This window comes from Kluyvera genomosp. 1 (assembly GCF_001266615.1).
Lineage (GTDB): Bacteria > Pseudomonadota > Gammaproteobacteria > Enterobacterales > Enterobacteriaceae > Kluyvera > Kluyvera cryocrescens_A.
Window position 1 is genome coordinate 28,876 of sequence record NZ_LGHZ01000001.1, and the last position, 18,377, is coordinate 47,252.

The 18,377-nt window shown below is 53.3% G+C and carries 20 protein-coding genes and 3 tRNA genes; 8 read left to right on the forward strand and 15 right to left on the reverse strand.

The window, feature by feature from the left end:
- Window positions 1–29 precede the first annotated feature (29 nt).
- Window positions 30–1,178 carry a cyclopropane fatty acyl phospholipid synthase gene (gene cfa / locus KP80_RS00160; protein ID WP_052281549.1) on the forward strand — a complete coding sequence of 383 codons (1,149 nt, stop codon included), beginning with the start codon at window positions 30–32 and terminating at the stop codon, window positions 1,176–1,178.
- Window positions 1,179–1,222: 44 nt separating this feature from the next.
- Here the strand turns inward: cfa and KP80_RS00165 are convergent, their stop codons facing one another.
- Complete coding sequence (locus KP80_RS00165) at window positions 1,223–1,858, reverse strand: riboflavin synthase (protein WP_052281550.1); 636 nt, start codon at window positions 1,856–1,858, stop codon at window positions 1,223–1,225.
- A 251-nt stretch (window positions 1,859–2,109) separates the two neighbouring features.
- Here KP80_RS00165 and mdtK point away from each other — a divergent pair, with 251 nt between their 5' ends.
- The gene (gene mdtK / locus KP80_RS00170) at window positions 2,110–3,483 is read left to right on the forward strand and encodes an MdtK family multidrug efflux MATE transporter (RefSeq protein ID WP_052281551.1); all 1,374 of its coding nucleotides are present in this window, start codon (window positions 2,110–2,112) and stop codon (window positions 3,481–3,483) included.
- 60 nt (window positions 3,484–3,543) lie between these two features.
- Here the strand turns inward: mdtK and zinT are convergent, their stop codons facing one another.
- Window positions 3,544–4,191, reverse strand: coding sequence for a metal-binding protein ZinT (zinT, locus tag KP80_RS00175; RefSeq protein ID WP_052281552.1), 648 nt, complete (start codon window positions 4,189–4,191; stop codon window positions 3,544–3,546).
- 280 nt (window positions 4,192–4,471) lie between these two features.
- Here zinT and KP80_RS00180 point away from each other — a divergent pair.
- From KP80_RS00180 to KP80_RS00190, 3 genes are all read left to right on the forward strand, one after another.
- Window positions 4,472–4,548 (forward strand) — tRNA-Val (locus KP80_RS00180).
- Window positions 4,549–4,552: 4 nt separating this feature from the next.
- A tRNA-Val gene (locus tag KP80_RS00185) sits at window positions 4,553–4,629 on the forward strand.
- A gap of 4 nt (window positions 4,630–4,633) precedes the next feature.
- Window positions 4,634–4,710 (forward strand) — tRNA-Val (locus KP80_RS00190).
- A gap of 54 nt (window positions 4,711–4,764) precedes the next feature.
- Here KP80_RS00190 and KP80_RS00195 read toward each other — a convergent pair.
- The 5 genes from KP80_RS00195 to KP80_RS00215 form a co-directional block, all read right to left on the reverse strand.
- The gene (locus KP80_RS00195) at window positions 4,765–5,082 is read right to left on the reverse strand and encodes a putative quinol monooxygenase (protein WP_052281553.1); all 318 of its coding nucleotides are present in this window, start codon (window positions 5,080–5,082) and stop codon (window positions 4,765–4,767) included.
- A 156-nt stretch (window positions 5,083–5,238) separates the two neighbouring features.
- Window positions 5,239–5,577, reverse strand: coding sequence for a thiosulfate sulfurtransferase PspE (gene pspE, locus KP80_RS00200; RefSeq protein WP_052281554.1), 339 nt, complete (start codon window positions 5,575–5,577; stop codon window positions 5,239–5,241).
- Between the two features lie 122 nt (window positions 5,578–5,699).
- The gene (locus tag KP80_RS00205) at window positions 5,700–6,107 is read right to left on the reverse strand and encodes a cupin domain-containing protein (RefSeq protein WP_052281555.1); all 408 of its coding nucleotides are present in this window, start codon (window positions 6,105–6,107) and stop codon (window positions 5,700–5,702) included.
- Between the two features lie 20 nt (window positions 6,108–6,127).
- On the reverse strand, window positions 6,128–6,769 hold the full coding sequence (locus KP80_RS00210; protein WP_052281556.1) for a carboxymuconolactone decarboxylase family protein: 642 nt from the start codon (window positions 6,767–6,769) through the stop codon (window positions 6,128–6,130).
- Between the two features lie 228 nt (window positions 6,770–6,997).
- The gene (locus KP80_RS00215) at window positions 6,998–7,204 is read right to left on the reverse strand and encodes a glycogen synthesis protein GlgS (RefSeq protein ID WP_052281557.1); all 207 of its coding nucleotides are present in this window, start codon (window positions 7,202–7,204) and stop codon (window positions 6,998–7,000) included.
- A 250-nt stretch (window positions 7,205–7,454) separates the two neighbouring features.
- On the opposite strand from KP80_RS00215, the gene KP80_RS22955 reads away from it, so the two are divergent.
- A complete protein-coding gene (locus KP80_RS22955; RefSeq protein WP_100250004.1) occupies window positions 7,455–7,595 on the forward strand; it encodes a hypothetical protein in 141 nt (46 codons plus the stop codon).
- Window positions 7,596–7,659: 64 nt separating this feature from the next.
- Here KP80_RS22955 and KP80_RS00220 read toward each other — a convergent pair whose 3' ends face one another.
- The 7 genes from KP80_RS00220 to KP80_RS00250 form a co-directional block, all read right to left on the reverse strand.
- Window positions 7,660–8,532: an oxygenase MpaB family protein gene (locus KP80_RS00220; RefSeq protein ID WP_052281558.1), complete on the reverse strand. Its 873-nt coding sequence runs from the start codon at window positions 8,530–8,532 to the stop codon at window positions 7,660–7,662.
- An 18-nt stretch (window positions 8,533–8,550) separates the two neighbouring features.
- Window positions 8,551–9,426 carry an NAD(P)-dependent oxidoreductase gene (locus tag KP80_RS00225; RefSeq protein ID WP_052281559.1) on the reverse strand — a complete coding sequence of 292 codons (876 nt, stop codon included), beginning with the start codon at window positions 9,424–9,426 and terminating at the stop codon, window positions 8,551–8,553.
- A gap of 114 nt (window positions 9,427–9,540) precedes the next feature.
- A complete protein-coding gene (locus tag KP80_RS00230) occupies window positions 9,541–10,440 on the reverse strand; it encodes a MurR/RpiR family transcriptional regulator (RefSeq protein WP_052281560.1) in 900 nt (299 codons plus the stop codon).
- Window positions 10,437–11,387: an ABC transporter substrate-binding protein gene (locus KP80_RS00235; protein WP_419772946.1), complete on the reverse strand. Its 951-nt coding sequence runs from the start codon at window positions 11,385–11,387 to the stop codon at window positions 10,437–10,439. The genes KP80_RS00230 and KP80_RS00235 overlap by 4 nt, the downstream gene beginning before the upstream one ends.
- A gap of 9 nt (window positions 11,388–11,396) precedes the next feature.
- Window positions 11,397–12,449: a FecCD family ABC transporter permease gene (locus tag KP80_RS00240; RefSeq protein ID WP_052281561.1), complete on the reverse strand. Its 1,053-nt coding sequence runs from the start codon at window positions 12,447–12,449 to the stop codon at window positions 11,397–11,399.
- A complete protein-coding gene (locus tag KP80_RS00245) occupies window positions 12,446–13,471 on the reverse strand; it encodes a FecCD family ABC transporter permease (RefSeq protein ID WP_052281562.1) in 1,026 nt (341 codons plus the stop codon). Before KP80_RS00245 ends, KP80_RS00240 begins: the two co-directional genes overlap by 4 nt.
- Window positions 13,471–14,292: an ABC transporter ATP-binding protein gene (locus KP80_RS00250; protein ID WP_052281563.1), complete on the reverse strand. Its 822-nt coding sequence runs from the start codon at window positions 14,290–14,292 to the stop codon at window positions 13,471–13,473. The genes KP80_RS00245 and KP80_RS00250 overlap by 1 nt, the downstream gene beginning before the upstream one ends.
- A gap of 427 nt (window positions 14,293–14,719) precedes the next feature.
- On the opposite strand from KP80_RS00250, the gene KP80_RS00255 reads away from it, so the two are divergent.
- Together KP80_RS00255 and ldtC are read left to right on the forward strand one after the other, a co-directional pair.
- Complete coding sequence (locus KP80_RS00255) at window positions 14,720–16,885, forward strand: TonB-dependent siderophore receptor (protein ID WP_052281564.1); 2,166 nt, start codon at window positions 14,720–14,722, stop codon at window positions 16,883–16,885.
- Window positions 16,886–17,052: 167 nt separating this feature from the next.
- Window positions 17,053–17,979 (forward strand): L,D-transpeptidase LdtC, encoded by a 927-nt coding sequence (gene ldtC / locus KP80_RS00260; protein WP_052281769.1) that lies wholly within the window; start codon window positions 17,053–17,055, stop codon window positions 17,977–17,979.
- A 91-nt stretch (window positions 17,980–18,070) separates the two neighbouring features.
- Here ldtC and bhsA read toward each other — a convergent pair whose 3' ends face one another.
- Window positions 18,071–18,328: a multiple stress resistance protein BhsA gene (gene bhsA / locus KP80_RS00265; RefSeq protein ID WP_052281565.1), complete on the reverse strand. Its 258-nt coding sequence runs from the start codon at window positions 18,326–18,328 to the stop codon at window positions 18,071–18,073.
- Window positions 18,329–18,377 lie beyond the last annotated feature (49 nt).

Consider the following 18,377-nt stretch of genomic DNA (forward strand, 5'->3'; position numbering starts at 1 on the left):
TCTGATCATCAGGTCGGGATGGAGAAGCTATGAGCTCATCGTGTATAGAAGAAGTAAACGTACCGGATGATGACTGGTATCGTATCGTTAGCGAACTGCTTAGCCGAGCTGGCATTGAAATCAATGGCAATGCGCCCTGCGATATACAGGTCAAAAATCCACAGTTTTTTAAACGGGTACTGCAAGAAGGTTCGCTAGGTCTTGGCGAAAGTTATATGGATGGTTGGTGGGAATGTGACCGTCTCGATCTCTTTTTCGACCAGGTACTACGTGCCGGATTAGAAAACCAACTCCCCCATCACTTTAAAGATACGCTCCGTATTGCGGGCGCACGCTTATTTAATCTACAAAGCCGAAAACGCGCCTGGCAGGTCGGCAAAGAACACTACGACCTCGGCAACGATCTGTTCACACGTATGCTTGACCCTTATATGCAGTACTCCTGCGGTTACTGGAAAGAAGCCCAGTCTCTGGAAGCGGCACAGGAAGCCAAACTGGAACTCATTTGCCAGAAACTGCAGCTAGAGCCCGGTATGCAGGTGCTGGATATCGGCTGTGGCTGGGGTGGTCTGGCGGCGTACATGGCGAAAAATTACCGCGTGAGCGTCAAAGGCGTGACCATTTCAGCCGAGCAGCAAAAATTGGCTCAGGCGCGCTGCGAAGGACTCGACGTCGAGATTTTGCTCCAGGATTATCGCGACCTTAACGCGCAGTTTGACCGCATTGTCTCCGTCGGGATGTTTGAGCACGTGGGGCCCAAAAACTACGACACCTATTTTTCCGTCGTCGATCGTAATTTAAAACCTGACGGTCTTTTTTTACTGCACACCATCGGCTCGAAAAAAACCGACAACAACGTCGACCCCTGGATTAATAAATACATCTTTCCGAATGGCTGTTTACCTTCAGTACGCCAGATTGCACTGGCCAGTGAACCTCACTTTGTGATGGAAGACTGGCACAACTTTGGCGCTGACTACGATACAACGTTGATGGCCTGGTACGAACGCTTTGTCGCCTGCTGGCCGGAAATCGCGGACAACTATTCTGAACGATTCAAACGTATGTTTAGCTATTATCTCAACGCCTGTGCAGGTGCTTTCCGCGCACGAGATATTCAGCTGTGGCAGGTCATGTTCTCTCGTGGGGTAGAGCAAGGTCTGCGCGTCGCGCGCTAGTGATAAGCGCCTGCGCCGTTCTGGCGCAGGCGTTCTTTTAGGTATTACTCTGCCGCAGCCTGCGTGGCTGCTTCTTTTGCCGCCATCACACGCTCAACGGTATCAACAACCGCCTGCGTTTGTGGGTCGATTTCAATGTTCACACGATCACCCAGACGCTTTTTGCCAAGCGTTGTGCGCTCAAGCGTTTCCGGGATCAGATGAACGCAGAAACGAGTTGCCGTGACTTCGCCAACCGTCAGGCTGATACCATCAATTCCGATAAAGCCTTTATACAGGACATACTTCATCAGCGCGGGGTCCTGAATTTTAAACCAAATCTGCTTATTATTTTCCGACGTCAGAATTTTCGACACTTCAGCGGTGGTCATAATATGGCCAGACATTAAATGTCCGCCAATTTCATCGCTGAATTTCGCCGCGCGCTCAACGTTGACCAGATCCCCTTCTTTCACGTCGCCCAGATTGGTGATGCGCAGCGTCTCTTTCATTAAGTCAAAGCTAATCTGGTCACCGTTAATTTCCGTCACCGTTAAGCAGCAGCCGTTATGGGCTACCGATGCACCGGTTTCCAGCCCTGCCAACATGTGTTCCGGGAGCGCAACGACGTGAGTGCGGAAGTTCGGTTTTTCATCAATGGACACGATTTTTGCCGTGCCCTGCACAATACCAGTGAACATGCAGTTAACTCCTGTTAATCATCATTTCGGTACGTCTACCGATTCATCTGCTACGCACAATAGCAGTTGATAAAACAGGTTGCTACCTTCCACGACCTGCCTCTCATTTTTTGACTAGATTAATAGCAAATCCTCGCTACAATATTGGAGCAATTCCTCTATTTATTCTTCTCGCTGCCGGTTAAGGCGGCTTTTCTGTCTCCCGTACCCGCCGTACGGCGAGAATAAATAACAACAAGACAGGTGTTAACGTGCAGAAGTACTTTGTCGAAGCGCGTCAGTTATTATCTCTGGCTATCCCGGTTATCCTTGCGCAGGTTGCCCAAACGGCAATGGGATTCGTCGATACCGTTATGGCAGGTGGTTACAGCGCCACTGACATGGCTGCGGTAGCGATTGGTACCTCTATCTGGCTGCCGGCCATTCTTTTTGGCCATGGTTTACTGCTGGCGCTGACGCCAGTTATCGCCCAGCTAAACGGCTCAGGCCGTCGCGACCGCATTGCGCAGCAGGTGCGTCAAGGCTTTTGGTTGGCAGGATTTGTCTCGGTGCTGATCATGGTCGTGCTGTGGAATGCGGGCTACATCATCCGCTCAATGCATAACATCGATCCGGCACTGGCCGACAAAGCCGTAGGCTATCTGCGCGCGCTGCTATGGGGCGCGCCGGGCTATCTCTGTTTCCAGGTGGCTCGTAACCAATGCGAGGGCTTAGCAAAAACCAAGCCGGGCATGGTGATGGGCTTTATTGGCCTGCTGGTCAATATTCCGGTGAACTACATCTTTATCTATGGTCATTTCGGTATGCCGGAACTGGGCGGCGTTGGCTGCGGTGTGGCGACGGCCTCAGTTTACTGGGTGATGTTCTTCAGTATGTTCTACTACGTTCGCCATGCTGGCTCGATGCGCGATATCCGCAATAAAGAGCGTTTTGCTCGCCCGGACCCGGTCATTCTCAAACGTTTGACGACCCTGGGGCTGCCGATTGCGTTGGCGCTGTTCTTTGAAGTGACGCTCTTCGCGGTAGTCGCTCTGCTGGTGTCGCCGCTGGGTATTGTTGATGTTGCAGGTCACCAGATTGCGCTGAACTTTAGCTCGCTGATGTTCGTACTGCCGATGTCGCTGGCGGCAGCGGTGACTATCCGCGTCGGCTACCGTCTTGGGCAAGGCTCTACGCCAGATGCGCAGGTCTCCGCACGTACAGGGCTTGGCGTCGGTATTTGTATGGCGATGTGTACCGCGATTTTCACGACAGTGATGCGTACCCATATTGCGCTGCTGTATAACGACAATCCTGAAGTTGTCACGCTGGCCGCTCAGCTGATGCTGCTGGCTGCGCTGTATCAAATATCTGACTCGGTGCAGGTTATCGGCAGCGGTATCCTGCGTGGGTATAAAGATACACGTTCGATTTTCTTTATTACCTTTATCGCATACTGGGTACTGGGTCTGCCGTGCGGATATGTGCTGGCACTGACCGATCTGGTCGTCGAGAGAATGGGCCCGGCTGGCTTCTGGTGGGGCTTCATTATTGGCCTGACGTCGGCGGCAGTACTGATGATGCTGCGTATGCGTTTCCTGCAGCGCCAGCCCGCGGCAGTTATTTTGCAGCGTGCAGCACGTTAAACCTGGCCCTCGTTAGATTCAAGCCCGGCGATCTCTCGCCGGGCTTGTCATTTATAGGCATTAGTGGTGCAGCATCTCATCCACAACCTGCTGTTTAGTCAACTGGTACGGATAATAGGTTGGCCAATTATCCATCTCCGCCAGCAGCGCTTCTTGTGACTGATTCCCCATAAAGATATGGAAATGCGCAGACTTACGCGGCGCAATGATATGGTCGCTAAACTGCACGTACTTTGGCGCACCGGTATTCGCCTGCTGGCATTCAAACAGATAGCGCACGCCCTGTTTCCCTGAAGCATAGGTCAGTACTTTATGCCCGCTGTAGCGATATTCACAGGTACTGACCTTGTCACCGACGTGAAACTCCATCACACCGTTTTCAATACCAATCATGTTGACGTCGGTTGCATACCCTTTGCGATAGTACTCTTTGATCTGCTCAAAGGTTTTGCCTTGCTGTTTCTCCGCCTTCTGACGGAATACTGGGTCTAAATCCCCCGACAGCAAATAACCATTGACCGATTCCCATACCCCTTCCCAATCAGCCAGCGGGCGATCCTTCACATCTTTGAGCTCAAAAATGCCCTCCGCCGCTTTTTGTTCGACTTCCGTTAATGGTTTTCCGTGATCGTGATGCCCGTGCGCCAGGACCGTACCACTAACCAACAGCGCCACAACAGCAACAGCAATTTTACCTGAATGTTTCACCCGTAATATGTCCTTGTCCGATACATGAGGTGTAAAATGTTATAACATAACATTTCAACCTGCAACAGCGGGTGTCAAAATGGGTCTTGTGTAGAATGGGTTGTGCCACGATGAAAAACACTGGAAGTAAAACCGAGGGAGATCAACGCAATTACACGCATTGCAGCAAAATACGCCAGAGATGGGCAAAAGTTCTCCAGTCGCGTGAAATCACACATTTTCCGCTTGCCACATCCGGAGTCTGCCGCTAATATTCGTCCCCGTTGCCGCAAGCAACAATGCGTTCGTAGCTCAGTTGGTTAGAGCACCACCTTGACATGGTGGGGGTCGTTGGTTCGAGTCCAATCGAACGCACCATTATGCGTTTATAGCTCAGTTGGTTAGAGCACCACCTTGACATGGTGGGGGTCGTTGGTTCGAGTCCAATTAAACGCACCATTATGCGTCCGTAGCTCAGTTGGTTAGAGCACCACCTTGACATGGTGGGGGTCGGTGGTTCGAGTCCACTCGGACGCACCATATCTTCTCTGATATGGTGCATTATCTTCCAGTCTTGTTTACTTCCCCTGATTTCTATAACTGAGTTAAGCGTTGAACGCTGATGCTTTCTAACTTGCCATCTAACGTTTCCAGAAAATCATCGTGATATGACATCGCGACGTGCTTCACCAGGTCCTCTTCAGATTTCCAACGCTCGATAAAAACAAATGACACTGCGCCCTCGTTTGCCAGCTCGCGAACATCGGGAATGGCCCGGCTCTCATGCAAATCGTATTGCAGACATCCAGATTCCTGGTGCGTTAACGGCACCATGGCTTGTGCCGCCTTGCGGATAGTGTCGATGTGTTCAGGGAAAGGTGTCAACGTGGCAACAATCTTAACTTCGCTCATTGGAAATCCTTGCGATATCGATGATGCCCTGAGACAAAATCCCAGAGCCTGAATGATTCAGGCTAGCAGCGCGAGGGCGTTTTCGCCAACGGCCGCTAACCTCAATGAGACTCTGGATTTAGCGAGTAAAGTGTATTGCTCACGTACAGCGGTGGGTTACTTAACTAACGTGGTTTTCTTCTCAACGTCTTTCAGACCACCTTCATTCACCGCATTTTTATAGCCCATTTTCTGTAGCAGCGTTTCAGCTTTTGCCGACTGGTTGCCGGTATTACAGTAAAGATACAGCGTGTCGTTTTTATCCTGGGTGACTTCACCAATCCGCTGCGACAGCTCTTTGAGCGGAATATTTACCGCGCCCTGCACGTGCGTCTCCTGAAACTGCTCTGCGCTACGCACATCAATCCAATGTTCTGCGGCCCATGCGGTCGTAGAAGCCATTACAATAGCGCCGGCCATAACGGCATTTTTCAGTAATCTAACGGGTGTTAACATGGTTTCCCTCTCCTTTGGATGAACAACGCATTATAGCCGTGTAATCCATGGGGTTTAGGCGATAACACACACAAAAGCGAGAATTAGCGGCAGACGCGATTTTTCCCACTCCCCACCATTCGTTACGGTAACTGCTGATATTCTTCATCACTCACGGCTTCAAGCCATTCGTTCGACGCACCTGCAGCCGGAACTTCTACCACAATATGCGCAAACCAGCTATCGTGCGCCGCGCCATGCCAATGTTTAGTCCCAGCTGGAATATTCACCACATCACCGGTTTTCAGCTCCCGCGCTGGTTCGCCCCATGCCTGATACCAACCCCGTCCACCGGTCACCAACAAAATCTGTCCACCTTCATGGTGAATATGCCAGAAGTTGCGACAGCCAGGCTCAAAGGCGACGTTACCGATGGTGACACCTTCACGCGATAGCATGGTCAGATAGCTCATGCCGGTGAAATATTGCGCGTAGGCTTCATTTTTCTCACCGCGAGGGAAAACGCTATTACCATCAAATGTCTCGTTCATTGCTGCTCCGTAGTCTCTGATTATTGGGAAATTTCACTGAGGAATTGCGACAGCACCGCTCTGGCATTTTCAGCTATGTCAGCGGAGCATTTCCCCGCCAGTACAGCGATAAAGGCTTGAAACTGTTCAGGTGTGATGCCGTTATTTAGGCTAATCGCAAAATGACTTTTAAGCTGGCTTTGCGCACCGGGCACTGCCGCTAACGCCGAAATGGTTGCCAGTTCGCGAGCCACCCAATCCAGCACATCGCGCTGGAAAATATCGCCAAACAGATGCGCTTTGAGGTACAGATCAATTGCCGGAGCAAACTCAAACAATGGGCCGCTGACCGGCTTTCCAACCAACTGCGTCTGCGTCTGCGTACCGGCGACCAGGCTATCCCAGTCCGTCGGAGGAGGCGTCGCAACGGCCCCCTCTTCATCCGTCATCCCCGCGGCTTTACGCGCGTTAACCACTGTCATAAAACACCCCAGTGCATTCAGGCTGCGCGGAAAACCGCAGTAGGCATAAAGCTGAATAAGCACTTCTTTGATTTCATTCACGCTGAGCCCAGCATCGAGCCCGTCATTGAGCGCGACGTTCAATTTTCCCATATCACCGCTCGCTGTGAGCGCTGCGATAGGGATCATCGCCTGCTGACGAAGAGTAAGTGCACTTTGCATGATGTTATCTCCAGAAGAATGGCGGGCAATACGCGAAACTGAATGAATGAGGGAAATTATAGAGAGCGATATCGCGTTTGATTAGACGGGGAAATCAGAACTGACCTATGAGTACAATTCATTAATATTGAGAGGCCATATGTGTGTATACAGGATCTGAAAGAATGGAAAACGGGCACCTGATTGTGCCCGCCGTTTACGAAAACGGGCCACTCGGCCCGTTATTTTTTAACATACTTCTAGCGTTTGCTCTTTCGCCCTTACGGCCTGCGTTCGGTAATGTTCATAGCGCTCGCGGAACCATGCACCCTGCTGTTCGCTCATATTACCCGTGACTGCACGGATATCGACAGGTTGACCCAACGACTGCATACGCGCAAAGCTGCGAGCCAGAAAATCAAAATTGGCTAATTCCTGTGGAGTCTGTTTCTGCATTGCATATCCCTCCGAACTGATTATGTTTTCAAGGTTATATGCTTTCCTGTTTCCAGTATTCGCTTGTTATCGACTAATTTTTGTACTCAACGTGCGCTTTTCGCCGCACCACATCACACTTTTGGAACACCACTCACTATCGACGCGCGCTTTGTGCTGCAATCGCGTCTGATGTCATTCGTGGCTACATCAATCAACATTTTTGCAATATACTGTGACGAGTGTAGAACAATTTGAATACAGGTGACGAATGGAAATAGATCTCGATAATCTGGTCTTTGATGGACTGGAAGAAGCGCAAGAGCGTAATGCAGAACGTCTGGACGATGCAGATAAGAAGGCACAAGCGATTATCGCTGACGATGACTGCGGCGATGCCTGTAAAATTTAATAAAAAACCGGCATAAATTGCCGGTTTTTTTATTTGTTGAGATGCATTTCCATTTTCATCCAAATCATCGCTCATCCCTCACCCGCCTCATGGCACAATGATATGCGCCATTACGCACTGACCGACGCAGCACTGCTGCAATAGCATGCACGCTTCCGCGCACCACTTTTTGCTCCAGCGGGCTAAGCCGTAAATCCAGCATCTCCTGCGCCCATAGCGGGAGGAGATCGATTCCTGCTTTCATGAAAATCGTCCCTGCGGGCTGCGTCAATCTTCCCGGTAGCCGGGTTGTCATCAGTACCCGTGCAACTTCTCGTGTGCGTTCATCGCATCGCAGCTGCGGTTTCATGTTTTCAAGATAATCATGTACCGCCTGCGGTGTTTTCGGCACATTCCGCGCTCCCAGGCGTTCAGCAATGCTCGCTGACTCAATGAAATACTGCGCTTGACGTGACAGTGTCACCACCGTACGACGATAGCGTAAATGAGACGCCATAAACGAGCTGCACTCCGCAATATGCACCCACGTTAACAGATCCGGATCGCTTGCCGCATAGGGTGTACCGTTGGTATCGATACCGTTAACCCGCAGATGAATCGCTTTCACTTTATCGATCAGCCGCTCGGCATCCGGTACAGTGGCAAAGGTGGTGGCGGAGATAAACTGGCTGGTTCGTCGGAGGCGACCGAAAATATCATCACGGAAAGAGGAATGATCCCAGACACCCGCTAGCGCCAGCGGATGCAGCATCTGTAGCAATAACGCGCTAATTCCGCCGCAGAGCATAGAGGTAAAGTCACCGTGCACCGGCCAGATGGCCGACTGCGGGCCAAATAACCCCGACTCCCCCTTAGGATTTTCAAAATCAATTTCATTGAGCGCCATCCCTGTCAGGCCGAGCACCTGCTGCTCAATGCGTTGACGTAGCCATTCCATTGCCACCTCCCTTAGCGCTTAAGCCTGTCGCGCGTTATCAAGCCAGGCATATACCGCCGCCAGATCCTGCTCGGCAAGCCCGTCTTCCGCGGCCTGTGCCCACAGGTTTGTGATGCCATCCATCATCGGCATCGTGCCTTCAGGGGCATTCGCCAGCGCCAGATGCGCGTCTTTTAGCGCATGCTGCAGCTGCATCTGCGGGGTGTAATCATCGCGGCGAATCATCTCCAGTTTGCCCTTCACGTACGGTGCGGCCAGTGGCCCGCCTTCGAGGGTTTCCCACAGTTGATTAGGCGTAAAACCAAACTGTTTAGCCAGTTGCATGCTTTCGGCAACACCCTGCATCATGGCGATGAGCCAGGCATTAATCACCAGCTTCATCTTCTGGCTACTACCCGCCTCGCAGTACCACTGAGTACCGCGAGAGATTGCATCAAACACCTGCTGTGCCGCATGTGCACGCTCCCGATCACCGCTGGCCATCACCAGAATTTGCGCATTTTCCGCCGGCGCTTTGGTCCCGGACACAGGGGCATCGAGATACAGCATATCCGGGCGGAGGGTTTCTAAAAGCGCGATTGCTTGCGTCGTTTCATCAATACCGATGGTTCCCATCTGACAGAAGGTCGCCCCTTGCGGACACGATGGCGCAATAGTGTGGATAGTCGTCTGAGTGGCTTCACCGTCCGTTAGCATGGCGATAATGACCTGAGCATCCGCCACCGCTAGCGTCGCATCGTTGCACAGCTGTAAACCCTGGCTCTGCAGATCTTCGCCGCGTCCCGGAGTGCGGTTCCAGCCGTAAACCGTGAAGCCTTTTTTCAGCAGATTGGCAGCAAATGCGTGCCCCATCGCGCCTAATCCCAGAACAGCTACCGCAGGCAATGCTTTCATTTCACTTTCCTCATACATTCGGTCGTTTTTGCTAGCCTGATGATTATCCGGACAAAATGCAAACGGATAATCGAGTCAGCAAAGATAGATTCGAAATATGAGTGCGGGCGGCATTTAGCCTTTGCGCCCGCCTGATTTACCAATTGCCTTATGCAAATCATTAATCCGTTTCATGGAGCGAATCGTCCGCTGCGAGGCGGTTGAGGCAACCGACAGCACCAGCATTTCGAGGCACACCATCACCGTGCCGTGCAATGGCACACGGCCATTTTCACCTCGTGGTACGTGGATAACCACCTGCGACAACTCGCTGAATCTCGAATCAGTAGCCTGAGTCAGGAGAATCGTTGGGATCCCCAGTCGTTCGGCTTCCCGCAGTGTCGTCAGCCCTTCACGATGCGGCGATTTCTGCGCCATCATGATTAGCACGTCGCCACGCTGAAGGGAGACAATCTGCTCCGCCAGGCTAAAGCCGGTGCGGTTTAAAACGTATGAAGGCAAGCCAATACGGCTAAATAGGCGGGCGGTATACTCGGTTAAAATTCCCGATGCACCAATACCAAACAACGCCACCTGGCGGGCGTCGGTCAGCAGTGCAACCGCTTGGGCGATAGCTGAACGGTTCTCCGTACTCGCCAGCATTTCACAGGCGCGAAGATGCCCTTCGAGAACAAAATCGATACTCGAATTCACATCGCTGGTCAGCGCCCCCACGGTGGACGCCATTTTTTCTGATGAAGTGATGGTTGGGCCAAACCAATGCTGAAGCGTCTGCTTAAGATCGCGGAGCCCGGCAAACCCCAGCGCCTGAATCGCACGAACCACCGTCGCATCTGACGTCTGCGTCGCAGCCGCAATCTCCATCGCCGTATGATCGAGCACGGTTTCCCGATTGTCGTCAATCCAGTTCACCACCGCCAGCAGGCGGGGTGAAAGCTGCGTTGCCCGGCTACGCAGACGCTCACCAAACAGATCCACCCGGCGTTTTTCTTTACGGGCTGCTGTCGGATTCATTTGCCCTCCTGAGGCATCGGACGCCCGGCGATTTGCGACTGCACCTCGGCCACCAGCAGGCTCAACGCCGCGTAGGAGTTAGAAATCACCTCTTCGCGAGGCAGTAAAATATAGTGCCCACTGCGGCAGGCCTTCATGAAATCGCACCAGCCAGGCATCACTTTTTCCATATCGTTCAGTTCATCCTGCGGCTTGCCGCCGGTGTCAGAGCGCCAGGTGGCAAACACAAAATCAGCGTCGAGTTCAGGAAGCTGCTCGGCGCTGACATCGATACGTTCACCGTCTGGAATACGTTCGATAAACGGCGGGAAACGGAATCCGGCATCGCGCAGCACGCGGCCAAGGGAGTGGTAAGAGTGATGAACGGTGACTTTGCCATTGTTTGCCTGAATCACCGAAACGCTGATTTTTGCGGTATCGATGGTCTGCTTAAGCTGTTGAATCTGAGCCTGGTAACGATGGTCGAGCACCGCCAGCCGCGCCTGCGTCCCGGTTAGCTGTGCCAGCCTGGCGTAAATACGCGGCGCGCTGCCAAGCAGATGATCGATGCTGACCGTCGGGGCAATTTTTTCCAGTTGTTCGATGGGCACGTTACGGTTGGGTTCGGTGATGATAAGGTCCGGTTTGGCCGCCGCAACCGCTTCGAGGTCAATATCCGCCGTACCGATAAATTGGATATCACTATTGTCAAAATCGATACCCGTGAGCATCGCGCTGGAACGAAGGAAATGGCTGCCATCGGGACGCGTACGTCCGTGGCTGGCGACTGGTGGTATCCCCAGTTCAATAAGCGGAATAGTAATATCGAGATCGTGCATCGAAACAATGCGCTGCGGATGTACCGGCACCTGCACCACTCGCCCAAGATCGTCGGTAAACGCCTGAGTTTGCGCAAAAACGGAAGCGCTAAACAACCAAAAAACAGACAACAGGCCACGCATGGTCATCCCTACTCCTCATAACGCGTCGCGACGACGCCATAACAGCACGATAAAAAATGGGCAGCCAATCAATGAAATGATGATCCCTGCCGGAATTTGCAACGGTGCAAAGGCCAATCGACCAATTGTGTCGGTTAACAGCACCAGCAGCGCGCCAATCAGCGCGCTTCCCGTCAGCAATGCGACCTGACCGCCGCGCAGTAAAAACCGCGCCATATGGGGCGCCATCAATCCCACAAAGCCGAGACTGCCGACGCAGGAGACGCTCGCTGCGGTTAACAGCACCGGGGCCAAAAAACGCAGCAGCGTCAGGCGTGATAGCCGCACGCCTAACCCGCTAGCTACCTGATTCCCCATCAGCGCAACGTCGGCAGCTCGCGCGGTGAGATACAGCATCACCACCGCCGGTAGCGCCCAGGCAGCGGCTACCGCCAATAGCGGCCAGGTCGCCGCATGCAAGCTACCCGCAAGCCACGTCATAGCCGTCTGCACATCGCGAATATCCGCGGTGGTGACAAACAGCCCCATTGCCGCCGACAGCGCCCAGGAGACGCCAATGCCAATCAAAATAAAGCGCGGACGAGAGAGATCCCGCGCCAGCACGATGACCAGCAGCGCCACCAATAAACCGCCAACCATTCCCGCCAGCGGCCGCCAGGCAAGGCTTAGAGAGGGGAACACCAGGATCAGCGTCAAGACGACAACGCTGGTACCCTCCTTCACGCCAATCAGACCAGGATCGGCAAGACCATTACGGGTAATTGACTGCATTGCGGCACCTGCAAGCCCGAGCATGCCGCCGCAAAAAATCGCCATCAGCAGCCTTGGCAAACGGATATCGCGCACGATATACACCTGCTGAGCGCTAAGCGCTTCCGGGTAGAAAATTGACCGGCCAATGGCACTGGTGGGGATCGGCAGCGTACCGCGGGTAATACCGTAAATGAGTAGCAGCGTGATGATCGCCACCATGATGGCCGCGATTTTCAGTAAGCGTGGGCGCAGCAGCAGACGCAGCGGCCCAAGCGTAAGCGGACGAAACCCCGCTTTAATGACGGCTCGCATTATTTAAAAAACCTCACGGCAATGGCAATAAACACCGGGGCGCCCACCAGCGCAGTCATCACGCCGGTCGCCAGTTCCTGTGGCGCCAGCAGCCAGCGAGCAAGAATATCCGCCAACAGCAGTAGCAGAGCACCGGTAGGTATCGCTAACAGCAAACCGACGCGGATATCCTGCCCCGCCCAACGACGAATCGCATGCGGTACCACCAGCCCAATAAAGCCAATTGGCCCTGCGACCGACACCGCCGCACCGCACAGCAGCGCGATGGCGATCACACCCAGAATACGGGTTCGCGTCACCGCCACGCCCAGCCCGCTGGCCACGCGGTCGCCAAGCGCAAGAATATTAAGCCGGGGTGAAATTAACGCCGCAAGCAGCACGCCCATTAGCGCGGGGATGCTGGCAATTTGTAGGGTTGTCAGTGAAATACCGGCAAGATCCCCTGCAAGCCAGGTGCGCATGGCTTGCAGCGTTTGCTCGTCGAGAATAAGAATGGAGGCGGTGACTGCCGACGCAAACGCCGATAACGACACGCCGCACAGAGTCATTTTCATCGCCGTGGCGCCAGAGCATCCGGCGCTTGCCAGCAGCATCACCAGACCAAACAGCGTGGCGGCCCCGCAGGCTGCAGTGAGCGGACGATTGATACCCCAATCACCAAACGAAACGCCCGCCGCCGAGCAAGCGACCACCGCCAGCGTTGCTCCGGCGTTAAGCCCGAGAATATGCGGTTCGCCTAGCGGATTCCGCACCACCGTTTGCAACAGCAAGCCTGCGGCACCCAGCGCTGCGCCGGTCAGCAACGCGGCCAGCAGGCGAGTGAGACGCAGGCTTACAATAATGCGATGTTCAAAATTACGCGGATCGTAATGCAGCAATGCCTCCATCACCACGCGAGGCGCAATGGCTCGCGCCCCTAACCCCAGATGAATGACAGCAGCCGCACAAAGCAATGCGCTCACCACCAGCAATGCCCACAGCGGTCGCACTGAACCTCGGCGCGGTAGCAAGATCTGCGTCGCCATCAGCAAGGCTCCGGGCGAGCACAGAATGGCATAAACAGCGGTTTACCGGTCTGCGGATTTTGCAGCATCTGCACGTCAACCTCGAAAACCTGTTTGATGATCTCGGGCGTACAGGGCGTCGCCTCATCCACAATACGGGCAACCTGCCCCTGCTTCATAAAGATCAACGTATCGGCGTAGTTAACGGCAAAGTTGAGATCATGCAGGACGGTAATCACCGTTCGGCCATGTTCACGCGTCAACTGCTGGAGCAATTCGAGAATTTCTACCTGATAGCGCAGGTCAAGCCAGGTGGTGGGCTCATCAAGGAGAATGGTCGCGGTTTGTTGGGCTAACGCCATGGCTATCCAGCAGCGCTGGCGCTGGCCGCCGGAGAGACTGTCTACCGGCAGATGTGCATATTCCAGGGTCCCGGTCAGGCGCAGCGCTGCTTCTACCGCCTGCTCATCTTCGGGCGACCACTGGCGGATAAGTCCTTGCCACGGATAGCGGCCACGCGAGACCAATTCGAAGACGGTAAGCCCTTCTGGCGTCAGAGGCGACTGCGGCAGCAGCCCAAGCTGGCGCGCCACCTGTTTGGTCGGCTGTTGATGAATGTCGCGCCCATCCAGGCGAACGCTGCCGCCCAGCGGTTTTAACATCCGCGCAATGGTATTCAGTAACGTGGATTTGCCTGAACCGTTGGCGCCAGCCAGGACTGTCATCTGCCCCACCGGGATGGTCAGGCTGATATTGTCAACGATGCGCTGGTTACCATAACCCGCGCTGAGGGACTCCAGCACTATCCCGCGTTCTGACGAGGCGTCTTGCCGCTGTGGCATGTTTCTCTCTCTCCGGCCGCAACGACGTGGTATCGTTCTGCACTATAAATAAATCTCATTCTCTTTTGATCATGCAGCGTTGGAATGTAGTAGTCAAGCGCACTACATTACCGTTTCATTTCATAGGGTTTTTACCGTCACGCTCGTATTGACACTCAAAAAATCAAAATAATAAATCATTTTAAATCAATAAATAATGAAACAACCCCACATAAGCACTCGTCATCACCCTGCGTTTTTTTCGCCCCGGATAAATTTATTCTTGCCTGCATTTACTACTACATTTCTGCGTGTTTGAATGATTCTCAATTACACATCCTGAACGCCAGTTGGTGGCGTGAACGGAGTCGTTTTGCGATTCAGGGCAATGACTTTTTATCACTTTTGGCTGCTGCGATAAGGCAGTTTTTTCATGGGAAACAGACAGATGACACAGCTCTCCCCGACGTTCACGGGAAAAACCGGGCGCGCACTTTTTTCACTTCTTTTTGTTGGAGCGGTCAGCTCCCCTTCGCTGATGGCGGCGGAGACAAAAACCAGCGTTGATGAAGCTAAAAAAGAAGAAGCGATGACGGTTGTCGGCACCTCGCAGGCCGACCAGACCGTGACCGACGGCTATCAGCCAATCAGCAGCTCAACGGCAACATTGACCAATATGCCGCTGCTGGATATTCCACAGGTAGTGAATACGGTCAGCGATAAAGTGCTGGAAGATCAGCATGCCACTTCACTTGATGAAGCGCTATACAACGTCGCCAACGTGGTGCAAACCAATACGCTGGGCGGCACCCAGGATGCCTTTACCCGTCGTGGTTTTGGCGCCAACCGCGACGGCTCCATCATGACTAACGGCCTGCGTACCGTTCTGCCACGCAGTTTTAACGCCGCGACGTCACGCGTTGAAGTGCTTAAGGGACCGGCTTCAACGCTGTACGGTATTCTCGACCCTGGTGGGCTCATCAACGTCGTCACCAAACGTCCTGAACGCACTTTTTCCGGCGATATTTCTGCCACCTCCAGCAGCTTTGGCGGCGGCACGGGCCAGCTGGATGTGACCGGTCCGATTGAGGGCACGCGCCTTGCCTATCGTCTGGTTGGCGAATACCAGAACGAAGATTATTGGCGCAGTTTCGGTAAAGAACGCAGCACGTTCATCGCGCCATCGCTGACCTGGTTTGGCGATGACGCCACGGTTAACGTCTCCTGGTCACATCGCAGCTACCATACCCCATTTGACCGGGGTACGATTTTTGATCTGGATACCGGGCACGCAGTAAACGTTCCGCGTGATGAACGTTTTGATGAACCGTTTAACGTCACTAACGGTGATTCTGATTTGGCGCAGGTGAACGCGGAATATCGCCTGAACAGCGAGTGGACCGCCCGTTTTGATTACGGTTTCAGTCAAGACATGTACAGCGATAACCAGGCCCGCGTCATGGCCTATGATTCGAAAACCGGCAATCTGACGCGCCGGGTCGATGCCACCCAGGGCTCCACGCAGCGCATGCATTCAACCCGCGCGGATTTACAGGGTAACGTGGTCATTGGTGGCTTCTACAACGAAATTCTTGGTGGGATTGCCTACGAAAATTACGATCTGCTACGCACCGATATGATCCGCTGTAAGAACGTAAAAGGCTTTAATATCTACAACCCGGTGTATGGCACGTTGGATAAATGCACCAGCGTTTCCGCCTCCGACAGTGACCAGCGTATCCAGCAGGAAACCTACGCCACCTACCTGCAGGATGCGCTCTACCTGACTGATAAATGGATTGCTGTTGCCGGGGTTCGCTACCAGTACTATACCCAGTACGCAGGTAAAGGCCGTCCGTTTAACGTCAATACCGACAGTCAGGATGAGAAGCTGACGCCGAAATTTGGCATGGTCTACAAGCTGACGCCAAGCGTTTCGCTGTTCGGCAACGTTGCGCAGTCGTTTATGCCGCAGTCGTCAATTGCCAGCTACATCGGCAATCTGCCGCCCGAAGAGTCTACGGCCTATGAAGTCGGTGCGAAGTTTGACCTGTTTAACGGCGTGACCTCGAACATTACGTTCTTCGATATTCATAAGCGAAACGTGCTGTACACCGAAACCATCGGTGACGAAACCTACGCAAAGACAGCGGGAAAAGTACGCTCCCAGGGTGTTGAAGTCGATGTTGCTGGCTCGTTGACTGATAATCTGAATGTGATTGCCAGCTACGGTTACACCAACGCCAAAGTCACGGACGATCCGGATTACGCGGGTAAACCACTGCCTAACGTTCCACGCCATACCGGTTCGCTGTACCTGACCTATGATTTTAACAACGTTTACGACAGTGACACGCTGACTATTGGTGGTGGCGGCCATGCGCTGAGCCGTCGCTCCGGGACCAACGGTGCCGATTACTACCTGCCGGGTTATGCGGTCGCCGATGTTTTCGCCGCGTATAAGATGAAGCTCCAGTATCCGGTCACGCTTCAGGTTAACGTCAAAAACCTGTTTGATAAGACCTACTACACCTCGTCTATCGCCAGCAACAACCTAGGTAACCAGATTGGCGATCCGCGCGAAGTACAGTTCACCGTCAAAATGGCCTTCTGATTGGCCTGCGGCCCCTTTCACGGGGCCGCCTTTACATACTCTTTCAATCGCCCTTCACTTCCCTACAGTTCCCTTCCGCATAATAGTCGCTTTAACTTTTAAGCAACATTTTTTGACCTTGAGGGATTAAAGTGAAACGACAAACCCGGCAATTTTCGCGCTGGCTGATGGGATTTATTCTCGTCGCAAGCGTGGCGCTGCCTGCCAGCGCCAACACCTGGCCATTACCGCCTGCAGGCAGCCGCCTGGTGGGTGAAAACCGTTTTCATGTGGTGGAGAACAACGGGGGTTCGCTGGAAGCAATTGCCAAGAAATACAACGTCGGTTTTCTGGCATTACTGCAGGCTAATCCAGGCGTTGACCCTTACGTGCCTCGCCCAGGCAGCGTATTGACGATCCCGCTGCAAACCCTGCTCCCGGACGTCCCGCGCGAAGGGATCGTGTTGAATCTCGCCGAGCTGCGTCTTTACTACTATCCACCGGGAAGCAATACCGTCACCGTCTATCCGATAGGCATTGGCCAGCTTGGTGGAACCACCGTTACGCCCACCATGGTGACCACGGTTTCCGACAAACGCGCCAACCCGACCTGGACACCAACGGCCAATATCCGCGCGCGATATAAAGCACAAGGCATTGATTTACCCGCTGTAATGCCCGCAGGTCCGGATAATCCAATGGGCCATCATGCTATCCGTCTGGCGGCGCACGGTGGTGTCTACTTACTGCACGGCACCAACGCGGACTTTGGTATCGGTATGCGCGTAAGCTCCGGCTGTATTCGTCTGCGCGATGGCGACATCAAAGCGCTGTTCGACAAAGTGACGCCGGGCACCAAGGTCAACATCATTAATACCCCCATCAAAGCCTCGGTTGAGCCTAACGGTGTACATCTGGTTGAAGTCCACCAGCCGCTGTCAGAGCATATTGACGATGATCCGCAGACACTGCCTATCGTACTCAACGCCAGCATGCAAGCGTTTAGTCAGAAAGCCAATACCGATGGTGACGTGATGAATAAAGTGATGGATATCCGCTCCGGGATGCCGGTGGATGTGACCCGTCATCATGACGTTGCGCAGCAGAATATGTAACGAAAACGAGAAAAGAAAAGGCCCTGAGAGGGTTAAGCTCAGGGCCTTTTTTATTGCAGTGACATAAGCATTATGAGGGTTTAACGCTTATTTATTTGTAGATTACCGCGGTACCGTGGAGGGCGTTCGGACCGCTGACAGAAGTGATACGGTAGGATTTAGCACCCATCTCATCCGCTTTCTGTGACAGCTGTTCTTCTAAGGACTCCAGGTTTGGACCCGCGGAAGCGGCAATGTTACCCACTTTATGCTGATCGGCCGGAGTAGACTGCACCTGAACAGCAGCAAAGCTGGCAAATGACAGAGAACTAAGAACGGCTGCGATGGCCAGAGTTTTTACGTTTTTCATGATTTTTACCTTTGCAGATGAATTTTGTAGGTCAGACGTTATTAACTTA

Excerpts from the sequence above, each read along its gene's own strand:
- cfa (WP_052281549.1), top strand. The coding sequence starts at position 30 with ATGAGCTCATCGTGTATAGAAGAAGTAAACGTACCGGATGATGACTGG.
- KP80_RS00165 (WP_052281550.1), bottom strand. The coding sequence starts at position 1,858 with ATGTTCACTGGTATTGTGCAGGGCACGGCAAAAATCGTGTCCATTGAT.
- KP80_RS00195 (WP_052281553.1), bottom strand. The coding sequence starts at position 5,082 with ATGAGCGAAGTTAAGATTGTTGCCACGTTGACACCTTTCCCTGAACAC.
- pspE (WP_052281554.1), bottom strand. The coding sequence starts at position 5,577 with ATGTTAACACCCGTTAGATTACTGAAAAATGCCGTTATGGCCGGCGCT.
- KP80_RS00205 (WP_052281555.1), bottom strand. The coding sequence starts at position 6,107 with ATGAACGAGACATTTGATGGTAATAGCGTTTTCCCTCGCGGTGAGAAA.
- KP80_RS00210 (WP_052281556.1), bottom strand. The coding sequence starts at position 6,769 with ATGCAAAGTGCACTTACTCTTCGTCAGCAGGCGATGATCCCTATCGCA.
- KP80_RS00215 (WP_052281557.1), bottom strand. The coding sequence starts at position 7,204 with ATGCAGAAACAGACTCCACAGGAATTAGCCAATTTTGATTTTCTGGCT.
- KP80_RS22955 (WP_100250004.1), top strand. The coding sequence starts at position 7,455 with ATGGAAATAGATCTCGATAATCTGGTCTTTGATGGACTGGAAGAAGCG.
- KP80_RS00220 (WP_052281558.1), bottom strand. The coding sequence starts at position 8,532 with ATGGAATGGCTACGTCAACGCATTGAGCAGCAGGTGCTCGGCCTGACA.
- KP80_RS00225 (WP_052281559.1), bottom strand. The coding sequence starts at position 9,426 with ATGAAAGCATTGCCTGCGGTAGCTGTTCTGGGATTAGGCGCGATGGGG.
- KP80_RS00230 (WP_052281560.1), bottom strand. The coding sequence starts at position 10,440 with ATGAATCCGACAGCAGCCCGTAAAGAAAAACGCCGGGTGGATCTGTTT.
- KP80_RS00235 (WP_419772946.1), bottom strand. The coding sequence starts at position 11,387 with ATGACCATGCGTGGCCTGTTGTCTGTTTTTTGGTTGTTTAGCGCTTCC.
- KP80_RS00245 (WP_052281562.1), bottom strand. The coding sequence starts at position 13,471 with ATGGCGACGCAGATCTTGCTACCGCGCCGAGGTTCAGTGCGACCGCTG.
- KP80_RS00250 (WP_052281563.1), bottom strand. The coding sequence starts at position 14,292 with ATGCCACAGCGGCAAGACGCCTCGTCAGAACGCGGGATAGTGCTGGAG.
- KP80_RS00255 (WP_052281564.1), top strand. The coding sequence starts at position 14,720 with ATGACACAGCTCTCCCCGACGTTCACGGGAAAAACCGGGCGCGCACTT.
- ldtC (WP_052281769.1), top strand. The coding sequence starts at position 17,053 with ATGGGATTTATTCTCGTCGCAAGCGTGGCGCTGCCTGCCAGCGCCAAC.
- bhsA (WP_052281565.1), bottom strand. The coding sequence starts at position 18,328 with ATGAAAAACGTAAAAACTCTGGCCATCGCAGCCGTTCTTAGTTCTCTG.